Source organism: Bradyrhizobium xenonodulans (genome assembly GCF_027594865.1).
GTDB lineage: Bacteria > Pseudomonadota > Alphaproteobacteria > Rhizobiales > Xanthobacteraceae > Bradyrhizobium > Bradyrhizobium xenonodulans.
This window is the reverse complement of record NZ_CP089391.1, coordinates 4,890,022-4,912,608: the sequence shown is the minus strand read 5'-3', so window position 1 is coordinate 4,912,608 and position 22,587 is coordinate 4,890,022. Positions and strand designations below refer to the sequence as shown.

16 protein-coding genes and 1 tRNA gene are annotated in these 22,587 nt (G+C 63.5%); 14 read left to right on the top strand and 3 right to left on the bottom strand.

The window, feature by feature from the left end; genetic code table 11:
• The first annotated feature begins 104 nt into the window (after window positions 1-104).
• Window positions 105-1,163 carry a phosphotransferase family protein gene (locus I3J27_RS23340; protein WP_270160741.1) on the top strand — a complete coding sequence of 353 codons (1,059 nt, stop codon included), beginning with the start codon at window positions 105-107 and terminating at the stop codon, window positions 1,161-1,163.
• Between the two features lie 350 nt (window positions 1,164-1,513).
• Here the strand turns inward: I3J27_RS23340 and argE are convergent, their stop codons facing one another.
• Both argE and I3J27_RS23330 read right to left on the bottom strand, forming a co-directional pair.
• Window positions 1,514-2,692 (bottom strand): acetylornithine deacetylase, encoded by a 1,179-nt coding sequence (gene argE, locus I3J27_RS23335; protein ID WP_270160740.1) that lies wholly within the window; start codon window positions 2,690-2,692, stop codon window positions 1,514-1,516.
• Window positions 2,693-3,061: 369 nt separating this feature from the next.
• Window positions 3,062-3,847, bottom strand: coding sequence for an SDR family NAD(P)-dependent oxidoreductase (locus I3J27_RS23330; protein ID WP_270160739.1), 786 nt, complete (start codon window positions 3,845-3,847; stop codon window positions 3,062-3,064).
• 134 nt (window positions 3,848-3,981) lie between these two features.
• Here I3J27_RS23330 and I3J27_RS23325 point away from each other — a divergent pair, with 134 nt between their 5' ends.
• From I3J27_RS23325 to I3J27_RS23315, 3 genes are all read left to right on the top strand, one after another.
• Window positions 3,982-4,680, top strand: a complete 699-nt coding sequence (locus tag I3J27_RS23325; RefSeq protein WP_270160738.1) for a histidine phosphatase family protein — start codon at window positions 3,982-3,984, stop codon at window positions 4,678-4,680.
• A 70-nt stretch (window positions 4,681-4,750) separates the two neighbouring features.
• Entirely contained in the window at window positions 4,751-5,518 is a 768-nt protein-coding gene (locus I3J27_RS23320; RefSeq protein ID WP_151649639.1) for an SDR family NAD(P)-dependent oxidoreductase, read from the top strand.
• A 174-nt stretch (window positions 5,519-5,692) separates the two neighbouring features.
• Window positions 5,693-7,060 (top strand): IS30 family transposase, encoded by a 1,368-nt coding sequence (locus I3J27_RS23315; RefSeq protein WP_270160737.1) that lies wholly within the window; start codon window positions 5,693-5,695, stop codon window positions 7,058-7,060.
• Window positions 7,061-7,138: 78 nt separating this feature from the next.
• Here I3J27_RS23315 and I3J27_RS23310 read toward each other — a convergent pair whose 3' ends face one another.
• Entirely contained in the window at window positions 7,139-8,371 is a 1,233-nt protein-coding gene (locus I3J27_RS23310; protein WP_270160736.1) for a serine hydrolase domain-containing protein, read from the bottom strand.
• A 180-nt stretch (window positions 8,372-8,551) separates the two neighbouring features.
• Between I3J27_RS23310 and I3J27_RS23305 the strand changes: the two genes are divergently transcribed.
• The 10 genes from I3J27_RS23305 (at window position 8,552) to rpoC (ending at window position 22,508) form a co-directional block, all read left to right on the top strand.
• Window positions 8,552-8,627 (top strand) — tRNA-Trp (locus tag I3J27_RS23305).
• A 336-nt stretch (window positions 8,628-8,963) separates the two neighbouring features.
• Window positions 8,964-9,155, top strand: a complete 192-nt coding sequence (gene secE, locus I3J27_RS23300) for a preprotein translocase subunit SecE (protein ID WP_007611620.1) — start codon at window positions 8,964-8,966, stop codon at window positions 9,153-9,155.
• Window positions 9,155-9,709, top strand: a complete 555-nt coding sequence (nusG, locus tag I3J27_RS23295) for a transcription termination/antitermination protein NusG (RefSeq protein WP_008136441.1) — start codon at window positions 9,155-9,157, stop codon at window positions 9,707-9,709. Before secE ends, nusG begins: the two co-directional genes overlap by 1 nt.
• Before the next feature lie 132 nt (window positions 9,710-9,841).
• Window positions 9,842-10,270, top strand: coding sequence for a 50S ribosomal protein L11 (gene rplK, locus I3J27_RS23290; RefSeq protein ID WP_006611824.1), 429 nt, complete (start codon window positions 9,842-9,844; stop codon window positions 10,268-10,270).
• A gap of 6 nt (window positions 10,271-10,276) precedes the next feature.
• Window positions 10,277-10,969, top strand: a complete 693-nt coding sequence (rplA, locus tag I3J27_RS23285; RefSeq protein ID WP_018322253.1) for a 50S ribosomal protein L1 — start codon at window positions 10,277-10,279, stop codon at window positions 10,967-10,969.
• 119 nt (window positions 10,970-11,088) lie between these two features.
• Window positions 11,089-12,042 (top strand): 2-hydroxyacid dehydrogenase, encoded by a 954-nt coding sequence (locus I3J27_RS23280; protein WP_270160735.1) that lies wholly within the window; start codon window positions 11,089-11,091, stop codon window positions 12,040-12,042.
• 586 nt (window positions 12,043-12,628) lie between these two features.
• Window positions 12,629-13,147: a 50S ribosomal protein L10 gene (gene rplJ, locus I3J27_RS23275; protein ID WP_270160734.1), complete on the top strand. Its 519-nt coding sequence runs from the start codon at window positions 12,629-12,631 to the stop codon at window positions 13,145-13,147.
• Between the two features lie 54 nt (window positions 13,148-13,201).
• Window positions 13,202-13,579 carry a 50S ribosomal protein L7/L12 gene (gene rplL / locus I3J27_RS23270; protein ID WP_091957455.1) on the top strand — a complete coding sequence of 126 codons (378 nt, stop codon included), beginning with the start codon at window positions 13,202-13,204 and terminating at the stop codon, window positions 13,577-13,579.
• A 484-nt stretch (window positions 13,580-14,063) separates the two neighbouring features.
• The gene (gene rpoB / locus I3J27_RS23265) at window positions 14,064-18,182 is read left to right on the top strand and encodes a DNA-directed RNA polymerase subunit beta (protein ID WP_270160733.1); all 4,119 of its coding nucleotides are present in this window, start codon (window positions 14,064-14,066) and stop codon (window positions 18,180-18,182) included.
• Window positions 18,183-18,311: 129 nt separating this feature from the next.
• Window positions 18,312-22,508 (top strand): DNA-directed RNA polymerase subunit beta', encoded by a 4,197-nt coding sequence (gene rpoC, locus I3J27_RS23260; RefSeq protein WP_270160732.1) that lies wholly within the window; start codon window positions 18,312-18,314, stop codon window positions 22,506-22,508.
• Window positions 22,509-22,587: the final 79 nt, after the last annotated feature.

Sequence of the window (22,587 nt, the reverse complement as noted above, 5' to 3'; positions counted from 1 at the left end):
GCATGATCCGTGATCGGATGACCGCTTGACGCAAGTGCAAGAGCGGTTACCGATTAGGATCATGCGCGACCTGAAATGGTCAGGACTGAAGAGGGAGCGTCACCGTGGCTGACGGCGTCAGGAAAGACGAAGAGTTCTCGGGCACCAAGCCGGTCGAGGAGCGTCATCGTATCGACGAGATGCGGCTCGAAGCCTGGATGCGCGACAACGTCGAGGGCTATCAGGGCCCGCTGGTCGTGCTCCAGTTCAAGGGCGGTCAGTCCAATCCGACCTACCGGCTCGACACGCCGAACCGTTCCTACGTGATGCGCCGCAAGCCGTTCGGCAAATTGCTGCCGTCGGCGCATGCGGTCGATCGCGAATACCGCGTGATCGCGGCCCTTGGAAAGCAGGGCTTTCCGGTCGCGCACGCCTATGCGCTGTGCCAGGACGACGGCGTCATCGGCTCGGCCTTCTACATCATGTCGATGGAAGACGGCCGCGTGTTCTGGGATCCGACGCTGCCGAGCCAGGACAACGATGCGCGGCGAAAAATCTTCACCAGCAAGATCGAGACGCTGGCAAAGCTCCATATGTACGATCCCACGGCGATCGGGCTCGGCGACTTCGGCAAACCAGGCAATTATTTTGCGCGCCAGATCGACCGCTGGACCAAGCAGTATCGGGCGTCCGAGACGCAGCATATTCCGGAATTCGAGAAGGTTGCCGAATGGCTGCCGAGGACCGTGCCGGAGCAGGCGCGCGTCTCGATCGTCCATGGCGACTACCGCCTCGACAACATGATTTTCCATGCGACGGAACCGCGTGTGCAGGCGGTGCTGGACTGGGAGCTGTCGACGCTTGGCGATCCCATGGCCGACTTCACCTATCTGTTGATGCAGTGGGTCATGCCGGGCCTGGAGGGCGCCGACCTCAAGGCGCTCAACATCCCGAGCGTGGAGGAGGCGGCGCAGATCTATTGCAACGTCACCAAGATGACGGTGCCCGACCTCAACTGGTACTTCGCCTACAATCTGTTCCGTCTCGCCGGCATCACGCAAGGCATCGCCGGCCGCGTCCGCGACGGCACCGCGGCGAATGCCAAGGCCCTGGAGTCGGCCAAGCGCACCGTGCCGCTGTCGAAGGCGTCATGGGACTACGCGCAGAAGGCGGGCGCGGTGTAGGGGAGACAAGGGCGCGGCTGATGGCCGCGCTTTTTTCGTTTTTGTGGTTCGCTGTTCCGCCGCGCTCGGTGTCATTGCCCGCGAAGGCGGGCAATCCAGTATTCCAGAGACAATAGTGCTTGAACCGAGAAGCCGCGGCGTACTGGATGCCCCGGTCAGGCCGGGGCATGACAGCGGTGATGAGGCGAGCTCATTTCACCATCATTGCTTCGTCGCAAGAACTCCTCGCGATGACGAGGCGCGGCCCTCGTAGGGTGGGCAAAAGCGCGTAGCGCTGTGCCCACGATCTTCCCGTGATCGCAGCCAGATGGTGGGCACGCTTCGCTTTGCCCACCCTACGGCGGCGTCGCTTACGACGCTGTCTTCGCGCAATGCGCGATCAGCTTCGCCACGAACCCCGCGCATTTCTCGAGCTCCGCCATTTCCACGAACTCGTCCGGCGTGTGCGCCTGCGCGATCGAGCCCGGGCCGATCACCACCGAGGGGATGTCGGCTATGCTCGCAAACAAGCTCGCCTCGGTGCCGAAGGCGACCTTGGCGTGGTCGTTGCGTCCTGCAAGGCTCTTGGCCAGCGTGACGATCGCGGCATCGGCCGCGGTGTCGAGCGCGGGGTAGTCGAGGATCTCCTCGAATTCGATCCCGCACTCCGGATGCTGCGTCTTCATCGCGGGCTCGAGCTCGGCCCGGGCCCAGGCGACGATCGCATCCGTCACCTCGCGCGACTCGGTGATGCCGATGCCGCGGCATTCGAAATCCACCGTGCAGGTGTCCGGTACGATGTTCAGCGCGGCGCCGCCATGCACGATGCTGGTGAGCAGCGTCGAATGCGGGACGTCGTAGAGGCTGTTGCGCTCGGTTTCGGCCGCGAGCTTCACGGCACGGCGGCGGATCTCGGTGATCAGCTCGGCCGCATATTCGATCGCGTTGACGCCGTCGGGCGCGATCGAGGAGTGGCGCGCGAGACCGCGAAACGTCGCGCGCACGCCGTGCTTGCCCTTGTGGCCGATGATCACTTTCATCTCGGTCGGCTCGCCGATGAAGGCGCCCAGCGGTCTGACCTTCTTCCTGGCGACCTCACCGAGCATCGGCCGTACGCCGACGCAGCCGATCTCCTCATCATAGGAGATCGCGAGATGAATCGGTGTCGTGAGTTTCGCTTCCAGCATCTCCGGCACCATCGCAAGGCACACCGCGACAAAGCCCTTCATATCGGTGGTGCCGCGGCCGTAGAGCTTGCCGTCGCGCTCGACCAGCTTGAACGGATCGTGGCTCCAGTCCTGGCCGACGACGGGCACCACGTCGGTATGGCCCGACAACACGAGCCCAGGCCGATCCTCGGGCCCGATCGTGACCCACAGCGAGGCCTTCTGTCCGGTCTCGTCGGTGATGCGCTCGCTCTTGACGCCGAGTTTGGCGAGATAGCTTTCGATGTGGGCGATCAACGGCAGGTTGGTGCGGTCGCTGACGGTGTCGAAGCCGACGAGGTCGGCGAGCAGCGTGCGGATACGGTCGGGTCTTGAGCTTGGCATTGTCACGTTCTGGTCAGGGATTACGGAAGCCGAGGCAGCTTGCACGAACCATACCAACGTGGCGGCCCAATGAGCAAATCAACACAGCCCCCCGGGCCGGGTGAGCGATACCCGGAACAGCGTGGGTGTGTCTGCGCGTTGAGATGTGAGTTGATCGATGGCGTCGATGCACCTTTTCGTCATTGCGAGCGTAGCGAAGCAATCCAGACTGCTTCCGCGGAGGGATTCTGGATTGCTTCGCGGAGCCCGTCATCGGGCCGCGCTTCGCGCGGACCCGTTGGCTCGCAATGACGACGTTGATGCAATTGTGCGCCAAACTCCGATCCAGAGTCCCGGACGCACCGCGTCCGGGACACGAGATCGCCGTTGCTAAACCGGCTTGCCCGTATACGGCATCGACGCCGTCAGCCCGCCATCCACCGGGAACGCCTGGCCGTTGACATAGGACGCTTCATCGCTGGCCAGAAACAGTCCCATCGCGGCGAGCTCGTGCGGCTGGCCGGGGCGCTTGAGGGGATTGAGCTGGCCGATCTTGTCCTGGGTGCCGCGTTCCTTGGCGCGGTCGAAGATCGGCTTGGTCATGCCGGTTTCGATCAGGCCGGGGCACACCGCATTGATGCGCACGCCGGTGCCGGTGAGCGAATAGGCGGTGGTCTGCACGAGAGAGATCACACCGGCCTTGCTCGCCGCGTAGGGATGTCCGCTCGCGCCGGCCTTGAGGCCCGCGACCGATGCCGTCAGCACGATCGCGCCGGACTGCTGCTTCACCATGTGCGGCATCGCATGCTTCACCGCGAGGAACGGCCCGATCAGGTTGACGCGCAAGACCTCCTGCCAATGCTCCACGGTCTGCTCGCCGAGCGGGACGAGCCCGCCGCTGACGCCGGCATTGGCCCAGATCACGTCGAGCCTTCCATGCGTCTTCACGGCCTTGTCGATCACGGCGATGACGTCTGTCTCGGAACCGGCGTCCGCCACCATGGCCTCCGCAACGCCGCCGGCCTTCTTCACCTCGTCGACGGTCTCCTTCACCGCCTCGGTGCGATCCACCGCGATCAGTTTTGCACCTTCCCTGGTGAAGAGGAGCGCAGCGGCGCGGCCGATGCCGCTGCCGGCGCCGGTGATGATGACGGATTTGCCTTGCAGGCGGCCCATGCGTTTCTCCCTTTTGGTGTGTCGCGTGGCGCTTGCCGCGCGACGGAATTTCAAACAGAATTTGAAACAGTAAAGTGTCTTGAGACACGTTCACACCTGACGTACAGCGACATCACACGGGATGGAAGAGGCTTATGGCAGCTGCAGACAAGCCGAAAGTGGTCACGACACGGTGGTGGTGGGTCCGTCACGCGCCGGTGCGCAATGACGGCGGCAACATCTACGGGCAGAGCGATCTCGCCTGCGACACCAGCGATACCTACGTGTTCAATGCTGTTGCCAAGGTGCTGCCACGCAAGGCGGTCTGGTATTCGAGCAATCTGATGCGCACGCACCAGACGGCGGAAGCGATCTGGGCGGCCGGCTATCCGAAGCCGGCGTCGATGCCTTGGGAAGCGGATCTTGCCGAGCAAAATCTCGGAAGATGGCAGGGCATGAACCGCGCCGAGTTCGTCGCCAGCCGTCCAGTGGGTTCGAGCTGGTTCGCCGACATCAACGAGCCCGCACCCGGCGGCGAAAGCTTCATGGACCTCTACAACCGCACGCGTCGCACCATCGAGCGGATCAACAATGAGGCGGCCGGGCAGGACATCATTGCTGTCGCGCATGGCGGCACCATCAAGGCGGCGATCGGCCTCGCACTCGACGGCCAGGTGGAGCGGGCGCTGTCGTTCGACATCGACAATGTGTCGATCACGCGGCTCGATCTGTTCGCAAGCCCCGAGCGATCGGTCTGGCGGCTGCCGATGGTGAACCAGCAGCCCTGGATCGCCGACGATGCACATGCGGCGATGCACCAGCCCGCCGGACCGGAAGTCAAGAAGCTCGCCTAAAGCAATTGTCCGCTTGCGCGGGCACGGCGTAAGCTTCAAGCCAAATCAAATCGTGCTATGGGAGAGAAACATGACCTTGTTCGACATGAAGGGGAAAGTCGCCGTCATCACCGGCTCAACGCGCGGCATCGGACTCGCGATCGCCGAGCGCATGGCGGAGCACGGCGCCAAGGTCGTGATCTCCTCGCGCAAGGCCGATGTCTGCGACCAGGTTGCCAAGGGCATCAACGACAAGTTCGGCAAGGGCACGGCGGTCGCGATCGCCGCCAACATCTCGTCGAAGGAAAATCTGCAAAACCTCATCGACGAGAGCAACCGCGCCTTCGGCAAGATCGACGTGCTGGTCTGCAACGCCGCGTCGAACCCGTATTATGGTCCGCTCGCCGGCATTTCCGACGATCAGTTCAGGAAGATCCTCGACAACAACATCGTCGCCAACAACTGGCTGATCTCGATGGTGGTGCCGCAGATGATCGAGCGCAAGGACGGCTCGATCATCATCGTCTCCTCGATCGGCGGCCTGAAGGGCTCGACCATCCTCGGCGCCTATGCGATCTCCAAGGCCGCCGACATGCAGCTCGCGCGCAACCTCGCCTGCGAATACGGCAAGGACAACATCCGCGTGAACTGCATCGCGCCCGGCCTGATCAAGACCGACTTTGCGAAAGCGCTGTGGGACAACCCGGAGAATTTGAAAGCCTCGACCTCGCGCTCGCCGCTGCTGCGCATCGGCATCCCCGACGAGATCGCGGGCGCGGCGGTGTTCCTGGGATCGAAGGCCGGCGACTTCATGACCGGCCAGACCATGGTGATCGACGGCGGCGCGACGATCAGTTGAGGCGTCGGCGCGGGAAGGGCACGCTGCCGCTCCAACATCGGTGTCATCGCCCGCGAAAGCGGGCGATCCAGTATCCCAGAGGCCAGCGTTAGAGAGTTCGCTCTCGCCACGTTCGCCGCGGAGTACTGGGCGGATTCAACCGCTCGTCGCAACACCCTGAACAAGGAGGTTGCGATGGAGAGCCGTGCGCGAGCAAGTCGTCCTCAAGAGGCCCGACGAGAGGATTGTAGACGGTTCTGGGCTGCGATTGCCTCGGGGCGATCGAGCGAAGATGCTGCGGTTGAGGCCGGGGTATCGCCTTCGGTTGGAGTGCGCTGGTTCCGGAGGGCGGGCGGCATGCCGCCAACACATTTGTCACCGTCGTCAAGGCTTCCATCGGAGCGCTATCTCTCGTTCGCCGAGCGCGAGGAGATCGCCATCTTGCGTGTGCAGGGTCATGGGGTGCGAGCCATCGCTCGTCAGCTTGATCGAGCTCCCTGCACGATCTCTCGTGAACTCCGTCGTAATGTGGCGCGCCGCCACGGCGCCCCACAGTACCGAGCAACCACGGCACAATGGCACGCTGATCGGTCCGCCCGACGGCCCAAGCCGGCGAAGTTGGCGATCAATCCGCCCCTGCGGGATTACGTGCAGGACAGGCTTGCCGGTATGATCGCCAAGCCGGACGGGGAGCTCCTGGCTGGCCCGAAGGTCGTGTGGAAGGGACGCCGGGCTGTGCATCGGCAAAACCGGCGCTGGGCCAGGGCATGGAGCCCGGAACAGATTTCTCGGCGACTTCGGCTGGACTTTCCCGAGGATGAGACGATGCGCATCAGTCACGAGGCGATCTATCAGGCACTTTATGTGCAGGGTCGAGGAGCTTTGCGCCGCGAACTGACGGCCTGCTTGCGCACCGGGCGGGTGTTGCGGATGCCGAGGGCGCGCGTCCGCAAAGGCAGAAGCTTCATTCCTTCCGAGATCATGATCAGTCAACGTCCGGCGGAAGCCGCCGATCGAGCTGTGCCGGGCCACTGGGAAGGTGATCTCATTATGGGTCTTGGAAGTTCCGCGATCGGCACCTTGGTGGAGCGCACGACCCGCTTTACCATTCTGCTGCATCTGCCGCGTATCACAGGCCATGAACAGGAAGCTCGCGTGAAGAACGGACCTGCACTCGCCGGACATGGCGCTGAGGCAGTGCGCGACGCCATCACCCGCGCAATCGTCAGCATGCCCGAACAGCTGCGTCGATCGCTGACCTGGGATCAAGGAGCTGAACTGGCTCAGCATGCACGCCTGAGGATCGATGCAGGCCTGCAGGTCTACTTCTGTGACCCTCATAGCCCATGGCAGCGCGGCACCAACGAGAACACAAATGGGTTGCTGCGCCAGTACTTTCCAAAAGGGACCGATCTTAGCCTGCACAACTCTGGTGATCTCGAGGCCGTGGCTCTCGCACTCAACACCAGGCCCAGGAAAACCCTCGGCTGGAAAACACCGGCCGAAACTCTCGACCAATTGCTACAAGTGAACGATACACAGGGTGTTGCGACGAGCGGTTGAATCCGCCCTGGATGCCCCGGTCAAGCCGGGGCATGACAGCGAAAATGTGGATGCACCGCCGCGTCGCGCGGCGCCGCCTCACTCCACCGCTGCGTAAACCAGATCCCGCACCAAGGTCCGCGTAAAGTCGCGCTGGCCGGGGCCCTGGCTCATGAACACGGTGAACAGATCCTCCTTCGGATCGATCCAGAAGAACGTCCCCGCAATGCCGCTCCAGAAATACTGGCCGACGCTGCCGGGGAAGGGTGCGATGCCGGCCTCGCGGCGCACGGCGAAGCCGAGACCGAAGCCGTGACCGGGCGACAGCAGCGTACCGTTGGTCACGACATCAGGTCCGAGATGATCTGACGCCATTAGCTCCAGCGTCTTGCGGCCGAGGACCCTGTTGCCGCCGAGCGTGCCGCCATTGCGTAGCATCAGCGCGAAGCGGGCATAGTCCATCGTCGTGGAAACGAGACCGCCGCCGCCGGACTCCATCACCGGCTGCTCGAGCATGTTGAACAGCGCGACCTTGTCGCGGGTCCAGGGATCGGCCGGGAAGGGTTCGGCGAGCCTGTTGGCGTTGGCCTCCGAGGTCGCAAAGCCGGTCTCGGTCATCTGCAGCGGCGCGAGGATGCGTTCGGTCAGGAACGCACCGAGCGACTTGCCGCTGACGATTTCGATGATGCGGCCGAGGATGTCGGTGGAGCGGCTGTAATTGAACTCGTCGCCGGGGTGGCAGACCAGCGGGAAGCTCGCTACCAGCGCGGCGTGCTCGGCATTGGTGATCTTGCGGCTGCGGACGCGGGACTCCTGGTAGAGCTTGTGCACGGGGCCGTCGCCCTGGTGCTCGTAGGTCAGGCCCGAGGTGTGGCGGAGCAGGTCCTGCACCGTCATCGGGCGCTTCGGCGGAACCAGTTCCAGCCTGCCGCCGCTGACCAATCCGACCTTCTGGTCCGCGAACTCCGGAATGAATTTTGCGACGGGGTCGGCAAGGAGCAGGTGGCCGTCCTCGACCAGCGCCATGATGCCGACCGACACGATCGGCTTGGTCATCGAGAAGATCCGGAAGATCGAATCAAGTGCCATGGCCGGGCCCGCCGGGCTCTGCTTGCCGAGCGCCTCGAACCAGCCGACCTCGCCGCGGCGGGCCACCAGCACGGTCACGCCGGGAACGGTTCCCTTGTCGATCTCGCGCTTGAACGCGTCCGACATCGCCTGGAGGCGGGGGCGCGACAGGCCCAGCGTTTCGGGCCTCGCCTCGGGCAGAGATGGGGTTTTCGGCGCGGTCGAGGGGCGAGGGACGGCTGCGGTCGTCGCTTGGGCAGTCATTGGGCACTCCCGTTTGTTCTTGATTGTCGGGAACGGAGAGTGGCCCAGAAGGCGCGGCACAAACAAGCGAAGCCAGCGCGCTTCACCCTTGCAATTTCCCCTTTGCAATCCGTCCTTGCAATCCGGCCGCCCCCTGTGCTTGAAAGCGCCCCTGATCCGCGTGGCGACGCGAGGGTCCGTAGGAGTGTAGCTCAATTGGTAGAGCACCGGTCTCCAAAACCGGGGGTCGCAGGTTCGAGCCCTGCCACTCCTGCCAGCTCATCCCAGGCAATCAGGATCGACAGGCAGGCGAGCGACAGCTCGGACCGTGGGTCATGAGGATCGGGTAAGCCCTTGATCCGGATCAGGTCCGAAGGCGGCCGCGGCGCGGATCCCGGCCGGCCAACACCTTGACCTTTGGCCCTATCCGCAGTAGATACCCGGCACTCGCAGCCGGCCCGTTAGACGCGGATCTCCGGCGCGGCTTTGAAATCCCCGAACAATCGAGCCCGGTTTCCGGCTCATCCTTCGCGACAGAGGGCTGGGCCAACGGCGGCTGTTCGGATCCCCGAAATTCATTCGCGTCCGGCGACGGACGTTGGACATTCAAACGATGGCAGTCAGCCCGTTCAAGTTCTTGCAGGAAGTGCGCTCGGAGACCGCCAAGGTCACCTGGCCGACCCGTCGTGAGACCACGATCACCACCATCATGGTGTTCGTGATGGTCGCCGTGGCCTCGATCTTCTTCTTCGCCGCCGACCAGATCATCCGCTACCTCATCACCTTCCTTCTGGGCATCCACTGATGGCTACAGCAACCGCTCAATTGTCCGACAAGCGCTGGTACATCGTCCACGCCTATTCGAACTTCGAGAAGAAGGTCGCCGAATCGATCCGCGAGCAGGCCAAGCAGCGCGGGCTCGAGGAGCTGTTCGAGCTGGTGCTGGTTCCGACCGAGAAGGTCACGGAAGTGCGCCGCGGCCGCAAGATCGACGCCGAGCGCAAGTTCTTCCCGGGCTACGTGCTGGTGAAGATGAAGCTGACCGACGAGGCGTTTCACCTGATCAAGAACACGCCGAAGGTCACGGGCTTCCTCGGCGCCGAGAACAAGCCGATGCCGATCTCGGAATCCGAGGCGATGCGCATCCTGCACCAGGTGCAGGAGGGCGTGGAACGGCCGAAGGCGTCGGTGTCGTTCGAGATCGGCGAGAACGTGCGCGTGGCCGACGGCCCGTTCGCCTCGTTCTCCGGTGTGGTCGAGGAAATCGACGAGGCGCGCTCGCGCGTGAAGGTCGCTGTGTCGATCTTCGGCCGCGCTACGCCCGTCGAACTGGAATTCGGTCAGGTCGAGAAGGTCTGATCGGGTAGGCGTGAGACCTCAGGTCTCGCGCAGCAAGAGGCCGTGGGAGGAAGAGGGCGGTAGCCAGCCGCGCTCGATCCCAACCACGGAACCTGAAACCGCTGGCCTCGGCCGGCACAACAGGAGTGATACATGGCAAAGAAAGTGACCGGATACCTGAAGCTTCAGGTCCCGGCCGGTGCGGCGAATCCTTCGCCCCCGATCGGTCCCGCGCTCGGTCAGCGCGGTCTCAACATCATGGAGTTCTGCAAGGCGTTCAACGCCCAGACCCAGAAGGAAGAGAAGAACACCCCGATTCCCGTCGTGATCACGATCTACGCCGATCGTTCGTTCACGTTCGAGATGAAGACCCCCCCGATGTCCTTCTTCCTCAAGCAGGCCGCCAAGATCCAGTCCGGCTCGAAGGCGCCGGGCCGCGACAAGGCCGGCAAGGTGACCAAGGCGCAGGTGCGCGAGATCGCCGAGAAGAAGATGAAGGATCTCAATTGCGATTCCATCGAGTCGGCCATGAAGATGGTCGAGGGCTCTGCCCGTTCGATGGGTCTGGAAGTGGCGGGGTAAGCGGTCATGGCAATCGGAAAGCGTTTGAACAAAGCCCGCGAAGGTGTTGATCGCGAAAAGCTTTACCCGCTCGCGGACGCCATCAAGATGGTCAAGGAACGCGCCAAGGCGAAGTTCGACGAGACCATCGAGGTCGCGATCAATCTCGGCGTCGATCCGCGTCACGCCGACCAGATGGTCCGCGGCGTCGTGACCCTGCCGAACGGCACCGGCCGTACGCTCCGCGTCGGCGTGTTCGCCCGCGGCGCCAAGGCGGATGAAGCCAAGGCTGCGGGTGCCGACGTCGTCGGTGCCGAGGATTTGGTCGAGAAGGTGCAGAACGGCTCGATCGATTTCGACCGCTGCATCGCCACTCCCGACATGATGCCGCTGGTCGGCCGTCTCGGTAAGGTGCTCGGCCCGCGCGGCCTGATGCCGAACCCGAAGATCGGCACCGTGACCATGGACGTCACCGGCGCGGTGAAGGGTGCCAAGGGCGGCTCGGTCGAGTTCCGAGTCGAGAAGGCCGGCATTTTGCAGGCTGGCGTCGGCAAGGCCTCGTTCACCGAGGAGAAGCTGGTCGAGAACATCAAGGCCCTGGCTGACGCCGTCACCAAGGCGAAGCCGGCCGGTTCCAAGGGCACCTACATCCAGCGCGTTGCGGTGTCCTCGACGATGGGCCCCGGCGTGAAGGTCGAGCCGGGCACCATTCTCGGCTAAGGCTTGCCTCGGCTAAGTCTGGAAATTGCATGAGGCGAGGGGCGGAATTGGGCAACCGATTCCGCCCTTCGCCGTTTGTGGCGGCGTTGATCGGAAACAAGAACCGGGAAAGAAGAACAATGGCTGACAAGGTCCTGGTCTACTCGCGCTTTCCAAAGACGATGATGGCGCGCTTCGCCGAACGGTTCGAGTTGCTCGACACCGGCGGCAAGCCGGCACGGGAGATGTTTTCGGCCGACCGGCTCGGTGGCATCCGCGCGTTGCTGACTGCCGGCGGCTCGCCGCTGGGGGCGGAGGCGATGGATCTGTTTCCGAAGCTCGGCACGATTGTTTGCTACGGCACCGGGTATGACGGCGTCGACCTGAAGGCGGCCGCCAGCCGCAACATCGCGGTCGGCCACAGCCCCGGCGCCAATGCCGCCTCGGTCGCGGACATCGCGATGACGCTGATGCTGGCGACGACGCGGCGGATCCTGGTCGCCGACCAATATGTCCGCAGTGGCGACTGGGCGGCGTCAAAGCCATCGCCGATGATGCGGCCGCAGGCCGGCATGCCCGGCCGCCGCATCGGCGTCTACGGCATGGGCGAGATCGGCCGCAAGATCGCGGCGCGCTGCGCCGCCTTCGAGAGCGAAATCGGCTATTTCAGCCGCAGCAAATACGATCTGCCCTATCAATATTTCCCGTCGCTGGAAGCGCTGGCCGACTGGTGCAGCGTGCTGATGATCGCGGTCCGGGCCGGGGCCGAGACCCGGCACGTCGTCGATGCCGAGATCCTTGGGCGACTCGGGGCGGACGGCTATGTCGTCAACATCTCCCGCGGCTCGGTGATCGACGAGAAGGCTCTGGTCGCAGCCCTGACCGACAAGACCATCGCCGGCGCAGGCCTCGACGTCTTCGAGAAGGAGCCGCACGCGCCCGATGCGCTGACGGCGCTCCCGAACGTGGTGTTTGCCCCGCATATCGGCGGCCACACCCTCGAATCGCATGTCGCGATGCAGAACTGCGTACTGGCCAACCTGACTGCGTTTTTCGAGGGCAGGCCGCTGCCTTATGCGGTCAAATCGGCCTGAATCGGCCCTTGTCGACCCGGGTCAGGCTCCGGCGACAACGGATTGGAACTGGTGCGAATTTTGCTCTTGGCAAGCGGGCAGAGAGCGGTTAAAGAACCGCTTCCGGACGTACCGGCCTCGGCTGGCGCGTTCGTGCACGCATTCCGAAAACCCGACAAGATAGGAGATCATTCCTTTTCAGGACGTCCGTAAGGATTTGCCGGAAAAGGAAGGAAAACCCGTCAGTTGGTGGGGATGCGGGCAGGGGTCGGACGGTTCGCCGTCAGGCCTTGTCCTGTCCAAGACTGCAGGCGCCCGCGAGGAATTTCGATTTCTCAACGGCTTAATCGCATGGCCTGCATAGACGGGTGAAGACCGGATTTCACTTCGTATCCAGCTTTCAGGGCTGGTCTTGCGAAACGGGTCTGGTTCGGACCTCGACACGCCGTGGGCCTCAAAGGGCTCTCGGAGGGCAGGCTTTGAATTGTCGTCTCGCCCGGCGCGTGTCCGATGGGTTTTGGCCCGGAGGTTCAGGGTTTGGGTGGGACGATGGGTGCAACCCGGCGGTCCCGCTTTTGCGATGACCGCCAACCGGAAAGAGCTTGCTGTGGAACGAGCGGCAAAAAAGGACGCGGTCGAACAGCTCAATGGGGTCTTCAAGACCACGAGCGTCGCGATCGTTGCTCAATATTCCGGCCTGACCGTTGCCCAGATGCAGAAGCTGCGCATGCAGATGAAGCAGGCTGGCGCCTCGGTGAAGGTCTCGAAGAACCGTCTCGCCAAAATTGCTCTTGAAGGCACTGACGTCGTTGCCATCGGCCCCATGCTGAAGGGACCGACCGTGATCGCCACTTCGAACGATCCGGTAGCGGCGCCAAAGGTCGCCGTCGAATTCGCCAAAGCGAACGAAAAGTTCGTCATCATTGGCGGCTCGATGGGGAAGACCGTCCTGAATGTCGACAGCGTCAAGGCGCTTGCCTCGCTGCCGTCGCTTGATGAACTGCGCGCCAAGATCGTCGGCCTGCTTGTGGCCCCGGCGACCAAGATCGCTCAGCTCGCCAACGCGCCCGCGGGCAAGCTTGCGCGCGTCATCCAGGCTCATGCCTCAAAGGGCGAAGCGGCCTGACGCCCTTCGCAAAACTCAAACCCGAACCAGACTTACACTCAAGGAAACTGAACAATGGCTGACTTGCAGAAGATCGTTGACGACCTCTCGAGCCTCACCGTGCTCGAAGCTGCTGAACTGGCGAAGCTCCTCGAAGAGAAGTGGGGCGTTTCGGCTGCCGCGGCCGTCGCCGTGGCCGGCCCGGCTGGTGGTGGCGCTGCCGCCGCTCCGGCGGAAGAGAAGACCGAGTTCACGGTTGTCCTGGCCTCCGCCGGTGACAAGAAGATCGAGGTCATCAAGGAAGTCCGCGCCATCACCGGCCTGGGCCTGAAGGAAGCAAAGGACCTCGTCGAGGGCGCGCCGAAGCCTGTCAAGGAAGGCGTGAACAAGGACGAGGCCGAGAAGATCAAGGCCCAGCTCGAGAAGGCTGGCGCCAAGGTCGAACTCAAGTAAGCAACGCTTACTGGCGAGATCCCGGGCGAGCATCAAGCGAAGCCCGGGATCTTGGTCCACCCCGCGAAAGGGTGGGCCGGATGCAAAAGGCGTGCGACGGAACGTCCCGACGCAGGCCGAACACGAAAAAGTGTGGGGATTTGAGGGTTTACCCCTCGAATCTGCACTATTGTCGCCCCATATCGGTTCGGCAGCACGAAAGCGCGGTGGGCAGGGATGCCGGATTTCCCTGTAAGCCGTTGGGAGAGCAAGCTATTTCGGGCTTTTGCAGTCCGTGAAAACGATCGTTGTGACGGGCGGGCGTGCCTATGCGCCCCGCGCGTCGTTTTGCGTTTTGAAGGTCTGAAGAACAGATTCAGGACATTCCCACCTGAAACTGAGTCTCCGGCCCCCAAGGCGGGTTCGAAAAATTCAACCCGGGGAGCGGTGGCAGCCGCGTCCCGGACGGCGCGCCCAGAGCGGGCGACGAAAATGAGAGGCCACGATGGCGCAGCAGACATTCACCGGTCGCAAACGCGTTCGCAAGTTCTTCGGACACATCAAGGAAGTCGCCGAGATGCCGAACCTCATCGAGGTTCAGAAGGCGTCCTATGACCAGTTCCTGATGGTCGATGAACCCGCCGGCGGGCGTCTCGACGAAGGCCTCCAGGCTGTGTTCCGCTCGGTGTTCCCGATCTCCGACTTCTCGGGCACCTCGATGCTGGAATTCGTCCGCTACGAGTTCGAGCAGCCGAAATACGACGTCGACGAGTGCCGCCAGCGCGGCATGACTTTCGCGGCACCCCTCAAGGTGACGCTGCGCCTCATCGTGTTCGATATCGACGAGGAAACCGGCGCGAAGTCGGTGAAGGACATCAAGGAGCAGGACGTCTACATGGGCGACATCCCGCTCATGACGATGAACGGCACCTTCATCGTCAACGGCACCGAGCGCGTCATCGTCTCGCAGATGCACCGCTCCCCGGGCGTGTTCTTCGACCACGACAAGGGCAAGACCCATTCGTCGGGCAAGCTGCTGTTCGCCGCCCGCGTGATCCCGTATCGGGGCTCCTGGCTCGACATCGAGTTCGACGCCAAGGACATCGTCTATGCGCGTATCGACCGTCGCCGCAAGATTCCGGTGACGTCGCTGATGTTCGCCCTCGGCCTCGACGGCGAGGCGATCCTGTCGACGTTCTACAAGAAGATCCTCTACAAGCGGACCAAGGAAGGCTGGCGCGTTCCGTTCGACGCCAACCGCTTCCGCGGCTACTCGACCATCAACGACCTGATCGACGCCGATACCGGCAAGGTCGTGCTCGAGGCCGGCAAGAAGCTCACCGTGCGCGGTGCGCGTCAGATGCAGGAGAAGGGGCTGAAGGCGCTGCGCCTGTCGGATGAGGAGCTGGTCGGCAACTATCTCGCCGAGGACCTCGTCAACCCGAAGACGGGCGAGATCCACGCCGAAGCCGGCGAGGAAATCACCGACAAGTCGATGAAGGCCCTCAACGAGCACGGCTACAAGGAACTGCCGCTGCTCGACATCGACCACGTCAATGTGGGCGCCTACATCCGCAACACGCTCTCGGCCGACAAGAACATGACGCGTGAGGACGCGCTGTTCGACATCTACCGCGTGATGCGTCCGGGCGAGCCGCCGACGCTGGATTCGGCGCAGGCGATGTTCCAGTCGCTGTTCTTCGACGCCGAGCGCTACGACCTCTCCGCGGTCGGCCGCGTCAAGATGAACATGCGCCTCGACCTCGATGCGCCCGACACCCAGCGCACGCTGCGCAAGGAAGACATCCTCTCCGTCATCAAGACGCTCGTGGACCTGCGCGACGGCAAGGGCGAGATCGACGACATCGACCATCTCGGCAACCGCCGTGTGCGCTCGGTCGGCGAGCTCATGGAGAACCAGTACCGCATCGGCCTGCTGCGCATGGAGCGCGCGATCAAGGAGCGCATGTCCTCGGTCGACATCGACACGGTCATGCCGCAGGACCTGATCAACGCCAAGCCGGCGGCCGCCGCCGTGCGCGAGTTCTTCGGCTCCTCGCAGCTCTCGCAGTTCATGGACCAGACCAATCCGCTGTCGGAGATCACCCACAAGCGCCGCCTGTCGGCGCTTGGACCGGGCGGTCTGACCCGCGAGCGCGCCGGCTTCGAGGTGCGCGACGTGCATCCGACGCATTACGGCCGCATCTGCCCGATCGAGACGCCGGAAGGCCCGAACATCGGCCTGATCAACTCGCTCGCGACCTTCGCGCGCGTCAACAAGTACGGCTTCGTCGAGACGCCTTACCGCAAGGTCAAGGACGGCCGCGTTACCGACGAGGTCGTGTACCTCTCGGCGATGGAAGAGGGCCGCTACACGGTCGCGCAGGCCAACGTGCCGCTCGACCCGAAGGGCCGCTTCACCGAAGACCTCGTGGTCTGCCGTCACGCCGGCGAAGTCTTGCCGGTGACGCCGGACAAGGTCGACTACATGGACGTGTCGCCGAAGCAGCTCGTTTCGGTCGCCGCGGCGCTGATCCCGTTCCTCGAGAACGACGACGCCAACCGCGCGCTGATGGGCTCGAACATGCAGCGCCAGGCGGTGCCGCTGGTTCGCGCCGAGGCGCCGTTCGTCGGCACCGGCATGGAAGGCGTGGTTGCGCGTGACTCGGGTGCCGCGATCGCGGCGCGCCGTTCGGGCGTGATCGACCAGATCGACGCGACCCGCGTCGTCATCCGCGCCACGGAAGATCTCGATCCGACCAAGTCGGGCGTCGATATCTACCGGCTGATGAAGTACCAGCGCTCCAACCAGTCGACCTGCATCAACCAGCGTCCGCTGGTGAAGGTCGGCGACATCGTCAAGAAGGGCGACATCATCGCCGACGGTCCGTCGACCGATCTCGGCGAGCTCGCGCTCGGCCGTAACGTGCTGGTCGCGTTCATGCCGTGGAACGGCTACAACTTCGAAGACTCGATCCTGCTCTCCGAGCGGATCGTGAAGGAAGACGTGTTTACCTCAATTCATATCGAAGAATTCGAGGTGATGGCCCGCGACACCAAGCTCGGGCCCGAGGAAATCACGCGCGACATTCCGAACGTCTCGGAAGAAGCGCTGAAGAACCTCGACGAAGCCGGTATCGTCTACATCGGCGCCGAAGTGCGTGCCGGCGACATCCTGGTCGGCAAGATCACGCCGAAGGGCGAAAGCCCGATGACGCCGGAAGAAAAGCTGCTGCGCGCCATCTTCGGCGAGAAGGCGTCCGACGTTCGCGACACCTCGCTGCGCGTTCCTCCGGGCGTGCAGGGCACGATCGTGGAAGTGCGCGTGTTCAACCGTCACGGCGTCGACAAGGACGAGCGTGCGCTGGCAATCGAGCGGGAAGAGATCGAGCGTCTGGCCAAGGACCGCGACGACGAGCAGGCGATCCTGGACCGCAACGTCTACAACCGTCTTGCCGAGCTGCTCGAAGGGCGGCAGGGCATTGCCGGTCCGAAGGGCTTCAAGAAGGACACCAAGATCACCCGTGCGGTGCTCGAGGAGTACCCGAAGTCGCAGTGGTGGCTGTTCGCTTCGCCGAACGACAAGCTGATGGCCGAGATCGAGGCCATGCGGAAGCAGTACGACGAGTCGAAGAAGGGGCTGGAACAGCGCTTCCTCGACAAGGTCGAGAAGCTTCAGCGCGGTGACGAATTGCCGCCCGGCGTGATGAAGATGGTCAAGGTCTTCGTCGCGGTGAAGCGCAAGATCCAGCCCGGCGACAAGATGGCCGGCCGCCACGGCAACAAGGGCGTGGTGTCGAAGATCGTGCCGATCGAGGACATGCCGTTCCTCGAAGACGGCACGCATGCCGACATCGTGCTCAATCCGCTGGGCGTGCCTTCGCGCATGAACGTCGGACAGATCCTCGAGACCCATCTCGGCTGGGCCTGCGCCGGCCTCGGCAAGCGTATCGGCCAGACCGTCGATGCGTACCTGTCGAAGCAGGACATCAAGCCGCTGAAGGAAACCTTGAAGAAGGTCTACGGCGAGGACGAGACGATCAAGACGCTCAACGACAACGAGTTGATCGAGCTCGGCCACAATCTGAGCCGCGGCGTGCCGATCGCGACGCCGGTGTTCGACGGCGCCAAGGAAGCCGACATCGAGGAGATGCTGAAGCTGGCCGGTCTCGACGCTTCGGGTCAGTCGACCGTCTATGACGGCCGTACCGGCGATGCGTTCGATCGCAAGGTGACGGTGGGCTACATCTACATGCTCAAGCTGCACCATCTGGTCGACGACAAGATCCATGCCCGTTCGATCGGTCCGTACTCGCTCGTCACCCAGCAGCCGCTGGGCGGCAAGGCGCAGTTCGGCGGCCAGCGCTTCGGCGAAATGGAGGTGTGGGCGCTCGAGGCCTACGGTGCGGCGTACACGCTCCAGGAGATGCTGACGGTGAAGTCGGACGACGTCGCCGGCCGCACCAAGGTGTACGAGGCGATCGTGCGCGGCGACGACACGTTCGAGGCCGGTATTCCGGAATCGTTCAACGTGCTGGTCAAGGAAATGCGCTCGCTCGGCCTCAACGTCGACCTGCACAACTCCAAGGTGGGACCGGCGCCGACGTCGGAAGCAGCCGAGTAATACGACCTTTCATGCCCGGCCTTCGCGGCCGGGCATTGGCGCCCCTCCCGAGGCCTTGAGGGCAGGGCGCCCCGCTCAAGTGATTTTCGAATTTGCGGCCGTAGGCGACCGGCACGCGAGGAGAAGACGATGAACCAAGAAATTATGAATCTCTTCAACCCGACGACTCCGGCTCAGGTCTTCGACCAGATCCGGATCTCGATCGCGTCTCCCGAGAAGATTCTGTCCTGGTCCTACGGCGAGATCAAGAAGCCGGAGACCATCAACTACCGTACCTTCAAGCCCGAGCGCGACGGCCTGTTCTGCGCCCGCATCTTCGGGCCGATCAAGGACTACGAGTGCTTGTGCGGCAAGTACAAGCGCATGAAGTACAAGGGCATCATCTGCGAGAAGTGCTCGGTCGAGGTCACGCTGTCGCGCGTCCGGCGCGAGCGCATGGGCCATATCGAGCTCGCCGCCCCCGTCGCCCACATCTGGTTCCTGAAGTCGCTGCCCTCGCGCATCGGCCTTCTGCTGGACATGACGCTGAAGGATCTCGAGCGGATCCTCTACTTCGAATATTACGTCGTGCTCGAGCCGGGTCTCACCGCGCTCAAGGACCGTCAGCTCCTGTCGGAAGACGAGTATCTGAAGGCGCAGGACGAGTATGGCCAGGATTCCTTCACCGCCATGATCGGCGCCGAAGCGATCCGCGAGCTGCTCAAGGGCATGGACCTCGAGAAGCTCGAGGCCTCCTTGCGTGTCGAGATGCAGGAGACCGACTCCGACATCAAGCACAAGAAGCTCGCCAAGCGCCTGAAGATCGTCGAAGCGTTCCGCCACTCCGGCAACAAGCCGGAATGGATGATCATGACCGTGGTTCCGGTGATTCCACCGGACCTGCGTCCGCTGGTACCGCTCGACGGCGGCCGCTTCGCGACCTCGGACCTCAACGACCTCTACCGCCGCGTCATCAACCGCAACAACCGCTTGAAGCGGCTGATGGAGCTGCGCGCGCCCGACATCATCATCCGCAACGAGAAGCGCATGCTTCAGGAAGCGGTCGATGCGCTGTTCGACAACGGCCGCCGCGGCCGCGTCATCACGGGCGCCAACAAGCGCCCGCTGAAGTCGCTCGCCGACATGCTCAAGGGCAAGCAGGGCCGCTTCCGTCAGAACCTGCTCGGCAAGCGCGTCGACTATTCGGGCCGTTCGGTGATCGTGGTCGGTCCCGAGCTGCGCCTGCATCAGTGCGGCCTGCCGAAGAAGATGGCGCTCGAGCTGTTCAAGCCGTTCATCTATTCGCGGCTTGACGCCAAGGGCCTGTCCACCACCGTGAAGCAGGCCAAGAAGCTGGTCGAGAAGGAGCGGCCCGAGGTCTGGGACATCCTGGACGAGGTCATCCGCGAGCATCCGGTGCTGCTCAACCGCGCGCCGACGCTGCATCGCCTCGGCATCCAGGCGTTCGAGCCGGTGCTGATCGAGGGCAAGGCGATCCAGCTTCACCCGCTGGTGTGCTCCGCCTTCAACGCCGACTTCGACGGCGACCAGATGGCCGTGCACGTTCCGCTGTCGCTCGAAGCGCAGCTGGAAGCGCGCGTCCTGATGATGTCGACCAACAACATCCTGCATCCGGCGAACGGTCAGCCGATCATCGTGCCGTCGCAGGACATCGTGCTCGGTCTCTACTACGTCTCGATCATGCGTGAAGGCCTGCCCGGCGAGGGCAAGATCTTCGGCGACATGGCCGAGCTCGAGCACGCGCTGCACGCGAAGGTCATCCACCTCCACACCAAGATCAAGTACCGGTGGCAGGGCATGGACGAGACCGGCAAGGTCTCGACGCGCTGGATCGAGACCACCGCCGGCCGCGTCATGCTGGGCAATCTGCTGCCGAAGAACCCGCGGATTTCGTACGAGATCATCAACAAGCTGATGACCAAGCGCGAGATCTCGGGCGTGATCGACCAGGTCTACCGTCACTGCGGTCAGAAGGAGACGGTGATCTTCTGCGACCGCATCATGGCGCTCGGCTTCTACAACGCGTTCAAGGCCGGCATCTCGTTCGGCAAGGACGACATGGTCGTGCCGCATGGCAAGTGGAAGATCGTCGACACCACCCGTACGCTGGCGAAGGATTTCGAGCAGCAGTACAACGACGGCCTGATCACTCATGGCGAGAAGTACAACAAGGTCGTCGACGCCTGGTCGAAGGCCACGGAAGAAATCGCCAAGGCGATGATGAAGGAGATCTCCTCGACCAAGAAGACGGCGAGCGGGGCCGATGCCGACATCAACTCGATCTACATGATGGCTCACTCCGGTGCCCGCGGTTCGCCGGCCCAGATGCGCCAGCTCGCCGGCATGCGCGGCCTGATGGCCAAGCCGTCGGGCGAGATCATCGAGACGCCGATCATCTCGAACTTCAAGGAGGGCCTCTCGGTTCTCGAGTACTTCAACTCGACCCACGGCGCCCGCAAGGGCCTTGCGGACACCGCGTTGAAGACCGCGAACTCGGGCTACCTGACCCGTCGTCTCGTCGACGTCGCGCAGGACTGCATCATCACGCAGAGCGACTGCGGCACCAAGCTCGGCATCAAGATGCGCGCCATCGTCGATGCCGGCACCGTGGTGGCTTCGCTCGGCTCGCGCATCCTCGGACGCACGGCCTGCGAAGACATCCGTGACAGCTCGGGCAAGGTGATCATCAAGCGCGATACGCTGATGGAAGAAAGCCATCTGGAGGCCATCCATCAGGGTGGTGTGCAGGAGGTGAAGATCCGCTCGGCGCTGACCTGCGAGCTCGTCAACGGCATCTGCGGCAAGTGCTACGGCCGCGACCTCGCCCGCGGCACGCCGGTCAACCACGGCGAAGCGGTCGGCGTCATCGCGGCGCAGTCGATCGGCGAGCCGGGCACCCAGCTCACCATGCGCACCTTCCACATCGGTGGTGCGGCGCAGCTGAACGAGCAGTCCTTCGTCGAAGCCAACTTCGACGGCAAGATCGTGATCAGGAACAAGGCCATCGCCCGCAACAGCGAAGGTCACCTGATTGCGATGGTGCGCAACATGGTGGTGGCGATCGTCGATGCCGACGGCACCGAGCGTGCGACGCACCGTGTCCAATACGGCTCGCGTCTGCACGTCGACGAGGGCGACACCGTCAAGCGCGGCCAGCGCATCGTCGAGTGGGACCCGTACACCCGTCCGCTTCTCACCGAAGTGGAAGGAACCATCGGCTTCGAGGACTTGATCGAGGGTCTGTCGATTTCGGAAACGCTGGACGAAGCCACCGGTATCGCCAAGCGCGTGGTCATCGACTGGCGCTCGACCCGCGGCGGCGGGGACCTGCGTCCCGCCATCGTGGTCAAGGGCAAGGACGGCAAGGTGCTCAAGCTCGCCCGTGGCGGCGATGCCCGCTACATGCTGTCGGTCGACGGCATTCTGTCGGTCGACATCGGAGCCAAGGTCCAGGCGGGTGACATCCTCGCCCGTGTCTCGACCGAAAGCGCCAAGACGCGTGACATCACCGGCGGTCTGCCGCGGGTGGCGGAACTGTTCGAGGCACGGCGTCCGAAGGATGCGGCGATCATCGCCGAAATCTCGGGCACCATCCGGTTCGGACGCGACTACAAGAACAAGCGTCGCATCTCGATCGAGCCGATGGACAAGACCGAAGAGGCGCGCGAGTACCTGATCCCGAAGGGCAAGCACATCCACCTTCAGGACGGCGACGTCGTCGAAAAGGGCGACTTCATCGTGGAAGGCAACCCGGCGCCGCACGACATCCTTGCGGTCAAGGGCATCGAGGAGCTTGCGGCCTATCTGGTCAACGAAATCCAGGAGGTCTACCGGCTTCAGGGCGTGCTCATCAACGACAAGCACATCGAGGTGATTGTCCGTCAGATGCTCCAGAAGGTGGAAGTCACCGACCAGGGCGACACGGACATGATCTCCGGCGAGCAGGTCGACAAGATCGAGTTCGACGCGCTGAACGAGAAGGCCAAGGAAGAGGGCAAGAAGATCGCCACGGGTACGCCGGTTCTGCTCGGCATCACCAAGGCGAGCCTCCAGACCCGCTCCTTCTTCTCGGCGGCCTCGTTCCAGGAGACCACCCGCGTCCTCACGGAAGCGGCGGTCAACGGCAAGGTCGATCCGCTCGAAGGCCTCAAGGAGAACGTCATCGTCGGCCGGCTGATCCCGGCGGGCACCGGCGCCTCCATGGCCAAGATCCGCGAAGTCGCCGTGAAGCGCGACAAGATGATCCTGGACGAGCGCGAGAAGCAGGCGGCCGTCGTGTCGCCCGCGCCGGAAGCGGAGCTTCCTGCGCTGCCGCCTGCGGAATGATCGTTCATCCGTAAGACTACCGAGGACAGTGAAAAGGCCGGCTTTTGCCGGCCTTTTTGCTGCGCTCTGCGCGTGCTGC